The 13,606-nt window shown below is 52.4% G+C and carries 16 protein-coding genes and 3 pseudogenes; 15 read left to right on the top strand and 4 right to left on the bottom strand.

Annotated features, from left to right (window positions below; all coding sequences use genetic code 11):
- Nucleotides 1-318 precede the first annotated feature (318 nt).
- Nucleotides 319-531, top strand: a complete 213-nt coding sequence (locus RCF31_RS24110) for a cold shock domain-containing protein (RefSeq protein WP_416413845.1) — start codon at nucleotides 319-321, stop codon at nucleotides 529-531.
- 102 nt (nucleotides 532-633) lie between these two features.
- The gene (locus RCF31_RS24105) at nucleotides 634-786 is read left to right on the top strand and encodes a hypothetical protein (RefSeq protein WP_416413844.1); all 153 of its coding nucleotides are present in this window, start codon (nucleotides 634-636) and stop codon (nucleotides 784-786) included.
- Here the strand turns inward: RCF31_RS24105 and RCF31_RS24100 are convergent.
- Nucleotides 767-918 (bottom strand): annotated as a pseudogene (locus RCF31_RS24100) (heat-shock protein); the annotation flags it as partial. The gene RCF31_RS24105 and the pseudogene RCF31_RS24100 sit on opposite strands and share 20 nt — an antisense overlap.
- 600 nt (nucleotides 919-1,518) lie before the next feature.
- On the opposite strand from RCF31_RS24100, the gene RCF31_RS24095 reads away from it, so the two are divergent.
- Nucleotides 1,519-1,785 carry a hypothetical protein gene (locus RCF31_RS24095; RefSeq protein ID WP_416413843.1) on the top strand — a complete coding sequence of 89 codons (267 nt, stop codon included), beginning with the start codon at nucleotides 1,519-1,521 and terminating at the stop codon, nucleotides 1,783-1,785.
- On the top strand, nucleotides 1,758-2,060 hold the full coding sequence (locus RCF31_RS24090; protein ID WP_416413842.1) for a type II toxin-antitoxin system RelE/ParE family toxin: 303 nt from the start codon (nucleotides 1,758-1,760) through the stop codon (nucleotides 2,058-2,060). Before RCF31_RS24095 ends, RCF31_RS24090 begins: the two co-directional genes overlap by 28 nt.
- 745 nt (nucleotides 2,061-2,805) lie before the next feature.
- Here RCF31_RS24090 and yjbE read toward each other — a convergent pair.
- Nucleotides 2,806-3,051, bottom strand: coding sequence for an exopolysaccharide production protein YjbE (gene yjbE / locus RCF31_RS24085; protein ID WP_416413841.1), 246 nt, complete (start codon nucleotides 3,049-3,051; stop codon nucleotides 2,806-2,808).
- Between the two features lie 290 nt (nucleotides 3,052-3,341).
- Between yjbE and RCF31_RS24080 the strand changes: the two genes are divergently transcribed.
- The 6 genes from RCF31_RS24080 (at nucleotide 3,342) to RCF31_RS24055 (ending at nucleotide 6,525) form a co-directional block, all read left to right on the top strand.
- Nucleotides 3,342-3,542, top strand: a complete 201-nt coding sequence (locus RCF31_RS24080; protein ID WP_416413840.1) for an S-phase kinase-associated protein — start codon at nucleotides 3,342-3,344, stop codon at nucleotides 3,540-3,542.
- 248 nt (nucleotides 3,543-3,790) lie between these two features.
- Nucleotides 3,791-4,054, top strand: a complete 264-nt coding sequence (locus RCF31_RS24075; RefSeq protein ID WP_416413839.1) for a hypothetical protein — start codon at nucleotides 3,791-3,793, stop codon at nucleotides 4,052-4,054.
- Nucleotides 4,055-4,169: 115 nt separating this feature from the next.
- Nucleotides 4,170-4,400, top strand: a complete 231-nt coding sequence (locus RCF31_RS24070) for a KTSC domain-containing protein (protein WP_416413838.1) — start codon at nucleotides 4,170-4,172, stop codon at nucleotides 4,398-4,400.
- 1,082 nt (nucleotides 4,401-5,482) lie between these two features.
- Entirely contained in the window at nucleotides 5,483-6,088 is a 606-nt protein-coding gene (locus RCF31_RS24065) for a hypothetical protein (RefSeq protein ID WP_416413837.1), read from the top strand.
- A gap of 9 nt (nucleotides 6,089-6,097) precedes the next feature.
- Complete coding sequence (locus RCF31_RS24060; protein WP_416413836.1) at nucleotides 6,098-6,310, top strand: diguanylate cyclase; 213 nt, start codon at nucleotides 6,098-6,100, stop codon at nucleotides 6,308-6,310.
- Nucleotides 6,311-6,336: 26 nt separating this feature from the next.
- Nucleotides 6,337-6,525 carry a GGDEF domain-containing protein gene (locus tag RCF31_RS24055; RefSeq protein WP_416414164.1) on the top strand — a complete coding sequence of 63 codons (189 nt, stop codon included), beginning with the start codon at nucleotides 6,337-6,339 and terminating at the stop codon, nucleotides 6,523-6,525.
- A 2,746-nt stretch (nucleotides 6,526-9,271) separates the two neighbouring features.
- On the opposite strand, the gene RCF31_RS24050 is transcribed toward RCF31_RS24055, so the two are convergent.
- Nucleotides 9,272-9,472, bottom strand: a complete 201-nt coding sequence (locus RCF31_RS24050) for a glycogen synthesis protein GlgS (protein ID WP_416413835.1) — start codon at nucleotides 9,470-9,472, stop codon at nucleotides 9,272-9,274.
- Nucleotides 9,473-10,325: 853 nt separating this feature from the next.
- Between RCF31_RS24050 and RCF31_RS24045 the strand changes: the two genes are divergently transcribed.
- The 5 genes and pseudogenes from RCF31_RS24045 to RCF31_RS24025 form a co-directional block, all read left to right on the top strand.
- Complete coding sequence (locus tag RCF31_RS24045) at nucleotides 10,326-10,571, top strand: KTSC domain-containing protein (RefSeq protein ID WP_416413834.1); 246 nt, start codon at nucleotides 10,326-10,328, stop codon at nucleotides 10,569-10,571.
- Nucleotides 10,561-11,166 carry a DUF2913 family protein gene (locus RCF31_RS24040; RefSeq protein ID WP_416413833.1) on the top strand — a complete coding sequence of 202 codons (606 nt, stop codon included), beginning with the start codon at nucleotides 10,561-10,563 and terminating at the stop codon, nucleotides 11,164-11,166. The genes RCF31_RS24045 and RCF31_RS24040 overlap by 11 nt, the downstream gene beginning before the upstream one ends.
- Nucleotides 11,167-11,347: 181 nt before the next feature.
- A complete protein-coding gene (locus tag RCF31_RS24035; protein WP_416413832.1) occupies nucleotides 11,348-11,527 on the top strand; it encodes a hypothetical protein in 180 nt (59 codons plus the stop codon).
- The gene (locus tag RCF31_RS24030; RefSeq protein ID WP_416414163.1) at nucleotides 11,494-11,697 is read left to right on the top strand and encodes a hypothetical protein; all 204 of its coding nucleotides are present in this window, start codon (nucleotides 11,494-11,496) and stop codon (nucleotides 11,695-11,697) included. The genes RCF31_RS24035 and RCF31_RS24030 overlap by 34 nt, the downstream gene beginning before the upstream one ends.
- A gap of 72 nt (nucleotides 11,698-11,769) precedes the next feature.
- Nucleotides 11,770-13,000 (top strand): annotated as a pseudogene (locus RCF31_RS24025) (DUF6531 domain-containing protein); the annotation flags it as partial.
- A 19-nt stretch (nucleotides 13,001-13,019) separates the two neighbouring features.
- Here RCF31_RS24025 and RCF31_RS24020 read toward each other — a convergent pair.
- Nucleotides 13,020-13,569, bottom strand: a pseudogene (locus RCF31_RS24020) (recombinase family protein).
- Between the last annotated feature and the right edge of the window lie 37 nt (nucleotides 13,570-13,606).

The following is a 13,606-nucleotide window of genomic DNA, read 5'->3' as shown; positions in this document are numbered from 1 at the left end:
AGCCATAACCGGGGTACCACATGCGGTGACGGAGATTCGCCCGGCATTATTCACTGGAATCTTCGGAATACACATATGAGGCAGCGCTTTCAGTAAAAAACGTACCCGTCATTGTTATTTTCAGGTGAACGTGCGTTAATGAATCTGTCGGCAGGTTCAGCAGACAGTCTCAAAGTTGGTTTCTGTAGTGTTTCTCATTCCGGTTTGCGCCATAGCACAGCCTTCCTCACTGAGTCTTATTGTCATCTTTCAGGTTTTGATTCTTCTCTGTCAGCCCGCCCTGTTGCCGAAAGGCTCACTGAAAAAGGTTTATAGATTATGACTGATAAAATTCGCGGAACGGTAAAGTGGTTTAATGCGGAGAAAGGCTTCGGTTTCATCACGCCTGAAAACGGCAGCAAGGACGTGTTTGTCCATTTCTCTGCCATTCAGGGCAATGACTACCGCTCGCTTGACGAAGGCCAGCGCGTTGAGTTTACCGTGGAAAACGGACAGAAAGGCCCGGCCGCAGCCAACGTAACGGGGCTTTAATATTACCACGTCCTGTCCCCGTTTACGCTGCCCGCACTGCTGCGGCTCGCAGTACCGGACATCGGCATATGATATCAGCAGACAGAATCCGTCAGGTGCAAAATGCATTTTCTGCAGGTCCGCGATGGTCCAGCCGGTGCCGTCTCCGGCATGCTGATTCTGCGTCCGAAAGACGCCACGCAGGGCACCGTTAATGTTGCCCTGTTCTTTTTGCGCGACAGGGAAAATCTGTCCTGCCGGATACGCTCACGGTGAGGTGTAGTGCTCATCGTCCAGCTGTCTGAGGTTGTACGGGGGCATCATGGCTACCGGGGTGTCACCGGTCAGCTGGCTGAAAAGGCGGTCGATGCGGCTGAACCGGTCAGAGAAGACGGAGTTGCTGAGCAGTGGAAAAACGGGGAAATTACGTTAAGACATAATGATAACCTCCTGAATCAGTCGTTCATTCAAAAGCTCATCGGGTGCAGGTATCTGTCCTGCCCGATATCATTTACAGGCGCTTCAGCACATTTTTCAAGTCATGCTGTCAGGATTTTTTTAGTACGCCCCCTCCCCCTCCCCCTCCCCCTCCCCCGGAAAGCCTTCCACATCGACTGCCCGGTGATCATCAGTGCATATGAAGAAATAAGATAAAATCTTCTCAGGGATGAAATAAATGGCACAATAATTTTCACTTGGAGAAATTAATTTTTTTCACTGAAGCGAGGAGAGATAATTGTAGCTGAAATAATATTTAATTAAATTCATTCATTTCCGTTTTTAACTGGTGTGATAACACTCTGGAGGAGAATATGTCCGGTTGTCAGGACATTTTACTACAAGATTTTCAGATTCAACTCCTGATGAGTGGCGGCATGAAGATAATCCTAAATTTATTTATAACTATGCGTAACCTTTGTCATTGTATCAGTGGCAGGGGTAAGATGGCTATATGTTGTCTTCTCTGATGACCGGAAAACCTGACCTGAAATATGACCGGGGTGAACAATGAGTAGAGAAATTATTCTGGTACCAGACAAAGAACTCATGGAGATTATGGATTCCCTTATAAGGGATGAAGTATACCACTCTTACATTGACATGGTGCAGCAAGCCATGTCAGATCTTATGAAGAAAGAAAAAAGGATCTCCTGGCTAAAAGAGTATATTAATGAGGGGGCAAAAAGCGGGTATGTAAATTTAAATACCATAACAATAAGCGAAATCACTTATAGAGAGATGAGGGAATGCATAAGATATCCCGACAGGCGTTAAGAGATATCAATCTGTTATATCATCGTTTTCTTGGTCAGTTCTGTCCTGACCAAGCACGAAAAATCCTGAAGGAAATTGAGGAGTGCATTGATCTTATCAGTCGTTTTCCTGAGACCGGAAAGGATTGCGGTCATCTTATCAGGGGGCTCAGGCAGTATTCATACCGGGGATGCGTTTTCTATTATCGGTTGCATAAAAATCATGTGTTTATTATCAGGGTGCTTGATGGTGAAACTGAACATGACTTGTCAGGTGATATATTAGCAATAAAATAAATGTTAGCCAGGACTCATTCCCGGCGTTTTCTTTTTTGGTTCAGTTCCAGAATGATTATGTGATAATGTCTGAGGAAGTAATCTGATGACGGCCTGGTTCCCTGTCTGTAATGCTTTTGTGCCCACAGTTCCATGCATATGTTTCCTGTACTGTTAACTAGCTGGTAAATACTGATGAGAATGAAAGCGGCGGACGTTGGCGGACGCTGCCAGATGAGATTATATACGATAACAGGGAGTAAAATTAACATTATGCTCCAGGATATGATATTAACTACGCGGTAAGGTGTGGAAATGAGATTTTTCCTTTCTGCAGGGACAAGGTATCTATATTCGGTCAGGTCAGAAATTGTCACAAAAATAATGACAGTAAATAATATGATATATATATTCTTCTGAGTAAAAAGAAGAAAAAACGGAATGAAATCCATCTGATAAATCCTTATTATCCCTTTTATGGCATGAATGGACTACAGGTATGTTCCCCGGGATGTCAGAGGGTACTGTATCCTGATGCCGTGCTAATATCTTTATACTTCCACATTAAAAACCTGATCGCTGTTATAATGGATCCACTCCTGCAGGCGGGATGCGGAACTTAATGTCCTCCCGTCATGACATCGGGTATCACTGCGGCCTGTGACCATGAAGTTACAAACATACTGCACCATGGAATTAAATACACTTCCGCACTCCCGTTATTCCGGATATACCCGGTGACGCCCTTAACAGCACTGTTTCCCTATTAAGGGGAAACGGTGCTGGTCGTGGTTGTCGTGGTTGTTCCTGTCTGGGAACCATTTCCACTACCGGAGGCAGCCAGAGCAACCCCCGCAATGGCTGCAGCAGCGCCGAGTCCCACGGCCGTAGTGCTTCCCACGGCAACCGACCCCGCACTTTCACCCCCAGCCTCTCCCGGCTCTGCTGCAAAAGGAGAACCCGCGTTAAATAAGGCGGCCAGTAAGATCCCTGCGGTAATGTATTTTTTCATGCGATCCTCCGGATATTGTAAAAACAATGCTGGGTTCAGGACAGGTGAAATCTGGTGTTCAGCACCATCGCGCCTGTTCTGCAGACAGGGTACTATAATTTTATCCGGATCTGATGTTATGATACTCCTGACATTTTACTTTAGGAAAAACCTTACCCTTTTATTTTATTAAACAAGCATTAACGCACTGATAATAAGTAATAAGCCATGATTTAATTTTGTTGAAGTAATCTTAATTGATGCTTATGTTATTAAATTCATTAAGTTAATCACCATGAGGAGATGCGTTGATGTGTTTTTCTGAAGAAAATGTAGGCGTATCAGATTCTGAAGTGCTGCGAAAAGGATATGCACAGATTCGGGAAGCTGGCATGTCTGTATCAGACCGGACCGGTTTTTCATGGGATGATGCCATGACTGTGACAGAGAACATTATATTCCTGCTTTCTCATCTAGAGCTGTCACTGAGTGAAAAAGATACAGAGTTTTGATCTGGTGCGCCTGGCGAGGATTGCAGATGTCTCCATACTGCACCTCGGTCAGCCCTGGCTGACTTGTCTGAAAAACCCATCATAAGAGTGATGCGCTGCAGGGTTAATTCATAAGACAGCGTTGATGGTATTGCTGCGTCATGAGGAGATTGTCAGCATGTTTACCGGGTAATTATATCAGGGGGAATAAATCACCTTTCGGAACAGCATTATGTCATCAGGAATAGTATCCTGACGGGAGTTGTGTAATGAGAACAGTAAATGCAGGGTGGGTAGTTATGTTTTTTTCTCTCCTGTCGGTTCTGCCAGCGATCTCCTCCCGGGCCGCGGATCGTTCCGGACAGTTTACGCTGCGGGGAGAAATGCAGAGTCCCGAAGGGGGATATAAAGTCTGTATTTATGGCAAAAACAGCCGTGCCGCTGTTATCCGCCAGCCTGTTAATGATGTATGCTCTGCCGTCATGGGAAACAGGCCCGGTAAAGATGGTGTGATCCTTATCATAGCGGAATGAGTCCGGATTCTGCTGCCTAGAGAATCAGAATAATAAATTTATCAGACTCCTCCTCTTATTAAATTCATTTTAACTGCACATCTTCCCGGCTAGATTCAGTACAGGACATATCCGCATGAACAGACATAATATCTCTTCAGGCCTCTTCCGCAGCGCCGGCTTTGACCCGGCGTCCGGTACGCTCGAGCTGGAATTTATGAAGGGCGTCTGCCGGCGCTGGCTGGCGATGTCGGCTCAGATTTACCAGCGGTTCTGCAGCACCGCAGATCCTGATGCGTTTTTTCGTCACCATATTGATGGCCGCTACTCTTCCCTGTACGGAGAGAGCGGGCCGCTGCGCCGCTGAAGGGGCGTCCATCACATCACTACAAGTTCAGCCTCATAACAACCGTTGAATAGTCCGGGATGGAGGCCCCGGAGGGCGTGAAAGGAGCCGTTTTGACCACGCGCGAGGCTTCAGGATTCAATCCGCGGGACTTCATGTCGCAGCATAATATCACCCCAAATTTCGGCATTGACTGCTCACTACTGGTGAACGGTGAAGAGGTGCACCTCACCAACATGCTCCCATCTGCATTTCAGGATTTGAGATGAGCCTGTCGTCTGTTACGGGTTAGATGTATCGTCCTGTTGGAGACCGGAGCAAAACCTACTCTCTCCCGGTTTTTGTCTTGCAGATGATTTATAGGTATGACTTTATCAAAGTTATATTAATTAAGCATTTAAGATGCCAGAGCCACAAAAAGAGCAGGCAGTGAAATGAACGCTGGCGTCTTTTCTCCCGACAGCGGCAGTCTTGCCCGTCGTCTGGGATGGTGGGCCGGGTCGTTATTGTCCTGTCCGGAGTGATCGGCGGGATGATTCTCCGGGGAACCTGGCAGGCCGCGTCACTGGCAGAACAGAACGCGAGGATTATTCAGGAATTATATCAGCTGCTGAACGCAGCCAACTTACTGGCGGTGGAACGGTCTCTCTCCAATATTCTTATGGCAATGACCGGAGACGACCTATCAGAGGTCCGGAAGAGATTAAACAGGGCAAGGCAGCGGACGGACACCGCACTGCTACAGGCTTCGCCCCTGCAGCCCGATCCGCAGTACTCCGCTCTCAGAGGCTGCAGGAAGCTCGGCAGCATGTTGACCTGACCGCCGCTGACATCGGACCTGACCGGATGAGACTGCAGAACACGATAAACGGCATGTTCACAGTCTCCAACGTCCCGCATGACATTGTCCTGATGAAGACCGCACGGTGGTTTCAGGAAGATACGTCGCTGTCCACCCCCCCGTACTCCGGGCCGTCGCCCTGACGGAACTTCGCGATACCGCCGGACGCATGGGGTCCTGGCTAATTGCGCCGGCTCAGATCCAGACGCCGCTGTCCGGGTATAATCTGGAAGGACTGTACCGGGCATACGAGCGGGTCAGTATGCTCTGGGCCATTCTGACGCCGTCAGGTGCATTGCCGGGTGCCAGTAACGACAGACTGGTAGTCATGCGTGCTGAAACGAGAGAACACTTTTTTAAAGATGGGCGCCCTCTTATCAGTCAGCTCGTTTCAGAAGGCCTGTCCGGCACGGGGAAGTATTCTTACTCAGCGGTCGGACTGACTGAACGCTATCTGAGCACCCTGACGTTACTCGAACGCTGGCAGTATGAATATCTCAGACAGCTTACTGCAGAATATCATCAGCAGGCCGACAAAGAATCTGACCTGTTTATGCTTGTGCTTTTTACCCTGCTCACGATTACAGGACTCATATCCGCCGGGGTCTTCGTGGTACAGTACCACATACTGCGCCCGCTGCTGGCCGCCCGGAAAATGATTGTCGGCATGGCTGAGGAGAAAAAGGTCACGTTAGATCCGCCGCCACGGGTCGGGGAACTGGATCAGCTGTTTTATGCCATTGAAATCCTGAAAATTCTCCTTGAAGAACGCGACGAACTCACCCGCCATCTACAGTATCTTGCTGAAACGGATGAACTGACCCTGCTGTTCAACCGCCGGGTCTTTGACCTGACCGGGGAGCCCTAGCTGTCCCGGATGCGTCCTGATGTGAGTATTTTCCTAGTTATCATGGATCTGGATTATTTTAAGCTGATTAACGACCGTTACGGGCATCCAGTGGGGGACAGCGTCCTGACAGCTGCAGCAGACGTCATCCGAGATAACATCAGGGAGGGCAATAGGCAGCCCGTATCGGCGGCGAGGAGTTTGCTATGGTTATCAGAGGCAGGGAAAGCGCAGCAGCACTGAGACTCACGGAACGCATCCGGCAGTAACTGCATAATCTGGACTTCCTGGCTCCGGATGGAGATCGGATAACTATTACGGCCAGCTTTGGTATCGCCGGAACAAAGCAAGATAATTCAGACACTTCATGGCGGCATCTCATAACGGATGCGGATTCAGAGCTCTATGAGGCCAAGAGGAGCGGACGGAACTGCATCCGCGTATCCGGCCCTGAATAAATCAGCCGATTTGCGCCCTAGTTAAAAAACGCCCTGTGTCGCGTGATATTTGGCCTTACATTCATTGCTGCACACCCGCGTTAATCTGCTGCCCACTGGCACACAGAGATCACCGCCGGTGATGCGCTGAAAACACATAACCTGAACGTGTGCTGAGGTGTGTCAGCTCTGCCGGTGGCGGGGTATCAGATATTCTGTCAGACCATTCATCCTGAACGGGGAAAAGATTCAGACGAAACCAGGTTACCGGGTGACAGAATCCCGTCGCCGTCTTTACCGTCACTTCAGAACGTCATTTTCCCTGCTATGATTACTTCTGCCACTCTCTGGTAAACGTCCTTTTCTGCCGGGGCTGTCTCATCCGTCCTGAACTATTCGAGCTTTTCAAAGATGTTGTATTCGGCAATTTTCTGTCCGCTCAGGCGAAGCTCCAGCACTACCCGTCCAACAGCTTTCGTTATCAGTGCAGCTTTTTCTCTGTCCACCATACCGCCCCCCTTCCGGCTGTCACATCCTCCATTCTGCTGCTGTGTTGCTGCTACTGATATAAGTCCTGAACGGACAGCTGATGGAATTTTAGGGCGGAGCCGCCGGAATGTAACGACTTTTCGGGCATTCGCCCGAGCCGTACAGAAACCATGGGGCAGTTCAGTACCTTACCGGTGCCGGAAAGGTGTGGTTTCCGGCACCGGACTGAGCCTAGCCGCCTGACGGGCACGGGCACGGGCACGGGCACGGGCACGGAATGGAGGCCGGGTGATTCATACCTCTGCATGAGTTTTTACCGACAGGCAGAGGGGTAATGGCGTTTAATGTCCGGTCGTGACATAAATGCAACACCACCACGGAAGCCGTGCCCTGAATGCTAAAAATAATAGCTGTGTCTGCGGTGCCGGGTGCCTCCCGGTGAGTCAGGAAAAGTCACAACCTGATCCGCTTATTGGCCAGGGCATTCCCCGTGTGACTTAGCCCCTCCGCACAGGGGGATTCACCGCATCCGTACTATTTTAAGCGAAATTTATTACCTCATGCCAGCGTAACGCGCTGATTACGTAACTTTAAAACCTGTAATGCGGCGTCTGCATTAATAAACAGACTGTATCCTTTTCCGGGTGAATTAATTTAACCCTCTTTTCCTCTCCGCCACAGGGGGAGGAAATTAACCATGATAAATTATAAAAATGATAAAAACCGTTACGGATGTCATAGTACTTAATAAGTGCTCTGTCAGGGCGGTCTGCCCTGTTCAGGGTGAATACAGCAGCGATGGTGACAGATAGCATCAATGAAAATAAAAAAGATCGTTATCTGTCGGTGTATTCATTATTAATAGGCATGCAGTATATCCGGACATGACCACGCGTTTTTATGGAATTAGGCGGAATATTTCTTGATTTTAATGATTCATTTTTCTTTAAGATGCTTTACAGGGGTCAGAAATGCATTAATCCACCTGGGGCCGTTATCATCGCGCTGGCATATCTTACAGAATCGGACTTTGTTGCTGCCGGTACGGACTCTGGCGACAGTCATAGCTTGTCCCCTGCTGTAGAGTGTGCCCAGGAAAACTTTACCCTCAGAATTGTTTAACACAGGACATCCTTTGTGGTGCAGTTCCCAGAATTCAGAATCAACTGGAATGACGTAGCAATAAACGGGGTTTCCCATTTTTTTCTCCTTTTGATTTACTGCTGCATTCCTGTCCAGGCTACCATACATTAAAAAGAGTTCAATCCTCTTCACGTAAAACAACAACGTAACTAAAAAACCTGTTAAAAAAGGATTAATCCTGCTTCCGGCTGCCACGAATAAGCAGAAAATAAAAATAATTGCCACATCGAAGAAGTGGTGTCAGTAGTTTTAATTTACTCTCAGGTAATACACGTAATGATTATTGCTGTGGTCCACATCACTGTTTTAATTCTTCTCTGTTAATAATGAGATTTTCCTGAGGTAAACCCATTTGTCATACTGAAACTCTGAATCAGTGAGCTGAAAGAACATAAATGGCGGGGACAGCTTATTTTCAATCTCTCCGGGTGATGCGGCGGGCCTCGCTGTTTATTTTTATGCTGTCTGTATTAACCTGATGGGCGTTAATTTGTGTCTGTCACTCAGAGCATTGTGCTGACTTATGTTTATGATCTGCCTGTTAACTGCTGACAGAACATGATGCTTTAGGAAGGTCTTTCTTCTCTACGGGCCTCACCGGCTTATGAGTATCACGGTGCGGCTGAACTCTTTTCGGACAATACCCGCATGTACCCGGGGACATCACCGGGATGGGATTATTGCATACGAACTTCAGGGTATGCTCTGCGGCTGTGACAGGGATCTGCTGGCGCTCAGGAAAGAGAGCATCGGCCTGTGACTGGATAGCGGTGATCCTGATTCTCCCCGGCTGAGCGAAACGTCGATGGACCTGTTTCAGTATTAAAAAACAGATGAATACTTTTTCTTTCACTAGCTGGAAAGGAAGCATTAACGGATCTATTTCCGGCTGGTATTGAGAGAGAGCAGGTTGTGAGGTGAAAAGTTATTGTCCTGCACGTCAGGGAGAGCGCGCACACTGATGTTCTGCAGAATAAAACCACTGGTGGTTTGCAGAGAAATGCCCGGGCGCGGTCAAAAGTATCACTCCGGCATGGGGCTGTTGTGACGGTGCATTCGGAGATCCCACATCAATCAGAAACACGGAGTGATCGCCGTATACATAAAGGCCGGATAACTCATCCGGCCTGGTGAATCAACACACAGCCCCATCGGTGAAGTGGCTGAGATAGTTTCGGTAGTTGTCCAGGAACCGGAGCCTGCATGCCTCGCTCATCCCGGCCGCTACCTGGTCAACATTCACTTTACGGCCCTGGTAATTCATGCGGGCGAGACTGACTGCAATAAAATCGAAATCTTCCGGATAAAAATTTTCTGCGTTGTGTAACGTCTGCATATTCCTCCCTTGTTAAGTCAGTGGACAGTAAGGTATATGCTCAGCTGTTCTCATTATGGCGGACATTCCGGAAAACGGCCTGCAGGATAAACAGGTATTGTGAACCCTGTTACATATTTTCCGTTCGGACGCCGGAGGCCGTCTCAGGTGCAGCAGTCGGGACAGCGGATCGCTTCTGCAGAATGTTTCCGGGCAACAGCGAGCGCCTGTTCTGTACTGTACATGGTCCCGAGGAACTTCCATTCGGTCTCTTTGCTGAACTTTGTACAGCCCGCACGGTGAAGGATAACCCCCGTTCTGTCCACGCACAGATAGAAGTAACTCCCCGGCCCGCCGGTATTTTTCACCGCCGGGGAGTGACGGACAGGCTGGCAGTCCCGGCTTATTCCCCGCGGTGACGGCGGGCGCGTAATGCAGCATCTGGTACAGGCCCTGACATGTCTGTAATGAGTGCGGGCCAGAAGCAAGGCGGAGGATAAATCCGTTGCTTCGGTCAGGAAATTCCACTGAGTCTTCGCCAGCCGGCACTCAGACGTGTGCAGGACGTAAAATTTGTCGTTATTTATCAATGTAGTTATGTAGTATCTGGCCATAATTATTCCCTATATTCCGGACAGAAAGTGGTACAAATGATATCAGACCCCAATGCCGTGAAATAATTAATAGTCTGTATCATTAATGTGCTAATTATTTTCAGGGTAATTCGGGTGATGATGCAGGGATGTGAAAGGGTTAATATTCAGTTAACCTGCTGACTGTTATCGACAACTGATGATGGCACTCCCGGCCTAGGACCAACCGAACTCTCCGCCGGTATTGGACGGGCAGTCAGAATAGTACAGGACATATCCGCATGAACAGACATAACATCACTTCCGGCCTTTTCCGCAGCGCCGGCTTCGATCCGACTTCCGGCATCCTTGAACTGGAGTACCGCAACGGCACCTGCCGCCGCTGGCTGGCGGTGCCGGCCCGGCTTTACCAGCGGTTCTGCAGCACAGCTGATCATGACGCGTTTTTTCGTCACCATATTGATGGCCGCTACTCTTCCCTGTACGGAGAGAGCGGGCCGCTGAAGGAGGCTGCACGTGGAAAATGACGACAACGCCGGCGTTGAGCATCTGGCCTGGTGCGGGCTGGTTGCGCTGCACCTCGCGCGTCGGGACGGACAGGCGGCCTCACCCGCGCAGGAAAATCTCTTTCTCACCCGCTGGCTGGCCACCGCTGAAAAGCAGCGGCGTTTCCGGAGGGAGCTGGCGAACGACATCCGCTGGCTGCTGAAGGAGGGACGGGAAAAGGGCGTGCGGGCCGACCTGCCCGGCAAGCTGGATTACCTGTGGCGGGCTGGCAGCAGCGACCTGCTGGCGCAGAACGACCTGTTCCGGCTGCAGCACGCGCTGAACACCCTTAAGCTCGCCGGGTGGATTTACATGGTGCTGAGCGAAAGCGAGTGGAGCGGCCGCCGGGCGCTGAAGCTGAATCCGTCCGTTTCCGGCCTGTATCTGAATAAAAATGCGCTCGACGCGGGGTTTGATGAGCACGGCGGGCAGCGGCGCCCCCTGCCCGCCCGCATCACCGGAAATATTGCGGCGTTGGACAGGCTGCTGCAGCGTACCGGGTGGCGGCGAGAACCGGCGGGTAACGACCCGCAGCTTCATCATCTTCTGGCGGCTGAACCTGACAGCAGACCCTGAGCCATCCTGATCGCAGCGGCCGGCTGCCCGGAAAGCAGCAGCCCGGCTTATTCAATAAGGCGGCGGCTGTCATCCCCCCTGTTCTGACCCTTCCGCCCCTGCCGGCAAGCCTCTCCGGGGCTGGTCATTTTCCACCGGATATGTCAGTCTTAAGCCTTTCTGATGCTAGGGAAGCGGAAGGATGACCCTCTCACCTCATGACTGCCTGTTTACCGAAGGCGCACTCACGCTGGCTGCCGGTTATCGGGACCGGACCGTTAACGTATTTACCGCCCCCGGACTGCGGGCCTCAACCTTTCGCGCGACCGGACGGAAGACGGCGAAAGCCTGCCGGACTACATCACACGCCAGCTCGCGCTGATAGCGCAGCACCTGAAGGGCTGGAAAGTCCTTTCGCACGACGCCGTCGTTCCGGGCAATGACCTGGGGCAGGGGGAAGCGGTGGAAGCCTCGTACCTGCGCGCCAAGCGGTGTTTGCCCTGCCGGATGGGCGGGTGCTGGTCTTCACGGTCAGCGCGGACGGTCCTCTGACCGGTGCCCACCGCGACGTGCTTAACGACCTGCTGCGGTCATTCCGCCTGCACGCCTGACGGAGGGAAACGGATGCTCGAAGCTGCACGGGTCGGGGATACCACCGGACACTCTCACGCACTGGCGGGGATGCTTGCCGGCACGGTTGTGGGCGGCCTGCATCGGCGTGGGCGTACTGCTCATCGCTGCCAGCGTTGCCGTGGGGTATATTGGCGGCGGCAACGTCGCCCACCGGGGCTATCCTGACCGGCTCTGCGGATGTCTTCATCAACGGAAAACCGGCATCGATGGCCAACGCCAGTACGGCGAGCTGCACGCAGGACGGCGCACAGCAGATGGCGGAAGGCTCCGCCAGCGTGTTCATTAACGGCCTGCCTGCTGCGCGAAGGTCATGAGCGGGTCGGACAACGTGTTCATCGGCGGGGACGTCCTGCAGACACTGGACATTGCCTCAGAGGTGCCGGAGTGGCTGTACAAGGTCTCTGACCTGATGCTGCTGTTTGCCGGCCTCGCCGGTGGCTGGGGCGGCGTAGCGGGTAATGCCGGCGCGCTGGTGACCGCCACGGCCGCCGCCGGGATTATCGCCCGCCCGGTGGATATCGTCAGCGGGCAGAAGTTCCTGAGCGGCGAAGACGAGCTGGACTTCGTGCTGCCCTCGCGCCTGCCGGTGCGCTGGCAGCGTTACTGACGCAGCGGGAACCCCGACGACAGCGTGCTGGGCCGCGGGTGGAGCCTGTTCTGGGAAACCCGACTGGAGCGGTATCAGGACGGCCTAGTGTGGCGCGCGCCGTCCGGGGATTACGTCGCCTTCCCGGCGGTGCCGGTAGTCCTGCGGACATACTGCGGGGCCGAAAAGCGCTGGCTGGAGCATAACCACGATGACACCTGGTCGGTGTATGATATTAGCGGCGAGCGCTGGCACTACGCCCTGCTGTGAGATGGCGCCCCCTCCCTTCCCGTCCGCCTGTCAGAGCCCTGCGGCAGTAACATCCCGTTTGAGTGGAACGCGGACCGCACCCTGCACGCACTGACCGACAGAGCCGGGCAGCGCGTGATCTGCCGGTATCATATCCTCTGCGGACAGACCCGCCTGTCCGGCGCATGGCTGGATGATGAGGTCTGCCTGGTCAGCCACGGTTACGACGATAAAGCCCGGTTGTCCACCGTGACCGGGCGCGGCGGCCTAGTCCGCCGGCGCTTCAGCTGGCATGATGACGGGGACTGCGCGGATTTACTGCGCAGCCATGAGGACCGCATCAGGCTGGTGAGTGAGTACCGGTGGCAGGAAATAAACAGCCTTCCGCCACAGCGTGGGCGAGCGGCTAGAGGTAGCCGGATGCGTCAGAAACGCCTTGAAGGCCGCATCGTGCGGAACCGGTGCTCAGGCGCGTCAGTATCTCCCGGCGTTGTTCCGGCGCCAGGGAGAACGGTCTGCCCGGATTGCGGCCTGCAGCCTTCGCCCGTTCAATTCCTGCCTGAGTGCGTTCAATCAGCAGGTCCCGCTCAAATTCGGCGACCGCCCCGATGACCTGCATGGTCATGCGGCCAGCAGAGCTGGTGAGGTCAACGCCACCCAGCGCGAGGCAATGCACCCAGATGCCCTCCCCTGCCCGTCGTTCAACGGTGCCCTGACGTCCATAGCGTTACGGCCAAGACAGTCGGGGCGGGTGACGACCAGAATATCGCCCTCCTCCATCCCGTCGAGCAGCCGGCAGAGGCCGGGCCTCTCACAGGCTGACACCGAACCGCTGATGCATTCGTCAATAATGCGGTTGCCCTGAACGGCGAAGCCTGCCTGGCGGATCTCCTGCCGCTGATTTCTGTCGTCTGGGTCGAAGTGGAAACCCTGCAGTATGCAAACACGCCTGACATAATCCAAAATCCGTCCGAAAAGGGTTTAAATTACAGC

This window comes from Pantoea sp. App145, from assembly GCF_047947045.1.
GTDB lineage: Bacteria > Pseudomonadota > Gammaproteobacteria > Enterobacterales > Enterobacteriaceae > Pantoea.
This window is presented reverse-complemented; position numbering and strand designations above follow the sequence as displayed.

What these genes read in the sequence shown, in the direction of transcription:
- RCF31_RS24110 (WP_416413845.1), top strand. Translation starts at nt 319, where the DNA reads ATGACTGATAAAATTCGCGGAACGGTAAAGTGGTTTAATGCGGAGAAA.
- RCF31_RS24105 (WP_416413844.1), top strand. Translation starts at nt 634, where the DNA reads ATGCATTTTCTGCAGGTCCGCGATGGTCCAGCCGGTGCCGTCTCCGGC.
- RCF31_RS24095 (WP_416413843.1), top strand. Translation starts at nt 1,519, where the DNA reads ATGAGTAGAGAAATTATTCTGGTACCAGACAAAGAACTCATGGAGATT.
- RCF31_RS24090 (WP_416413842.1), top strand. Translation starts at nt 1,758, where the DNA reads ATGCATAAGATATCCCGACAGGCGTTAAGAGATATCAATCTGTTATAT.
- yjbE (WP_416413841.1), bottom strand. Translation starts at nt 3,051, where the DNA reads ATGAAAAAATACATTACCGCAGGGATCTTACTGGCCGCCTTATTTAAC.
- RCF31_RS24080 (WP_416413840.1), top strand. Translation starts at nt 3,342, where the DNA reads ATGTGTTTTTCTGAAGAAAATGTAGGCGTATCAGATTCTGAAGTGCTG.
- RCF31_RS24075 (WP_416413839.1), top strand. Translation starts at nt 3,791, where the DNA reads ATGAGAACAGTAAATGCAGGGTGGGTAGTTATGTTTTTTTCTCTCCTG.
- RCF31_RS24070 (WP_416413838.1), top strand. Translation starts at nt 4,170, where the DNA reads ATGAACAGACATAATATCTCTTCAGGCCTCTTCCGCAGCGCCGGCTTT.
- RCF31_RS24065 (WP_416413837.1), top strand. Translation starts at nt 5,483, where the DNA reads ATGCTCTGGGCCATTCTGACGCCGTCAGGTGCATTGCCGGGTGCCAGT.
- RCF31_RS24060 (WP_416413836.1), top strand. Translation starts at nt 6,098, where the DNA reads ATGCGTCCTGATGTGAGTATTTTCCTAGTTATCATGGATCTGGATTAT.
- RCF31_RS24050 (WP_416413835.1), bottom strand. Translation starts at nt 9,472, where the DNA reads ATGCAGACGTTACACAACGCAGAAAATTTTTATCCGGAAGATTTCGAT.
- RCF31_RS24045 (WP_416413834.1), top strand. Translation starts at nt 10,326, where the DNA reads ATGAACAGACATAACATCACTTCCGGCCTTTTCCGCAGCGCCGGCTTC.
- RCF31_RS24035 (WP_416413832.1), top strand. Translation starts at nt 11,348, where the DNA reads ATGACCCTCTCACCTCATGACTGCCTGTTTACCGAAGGCGCACTCACG.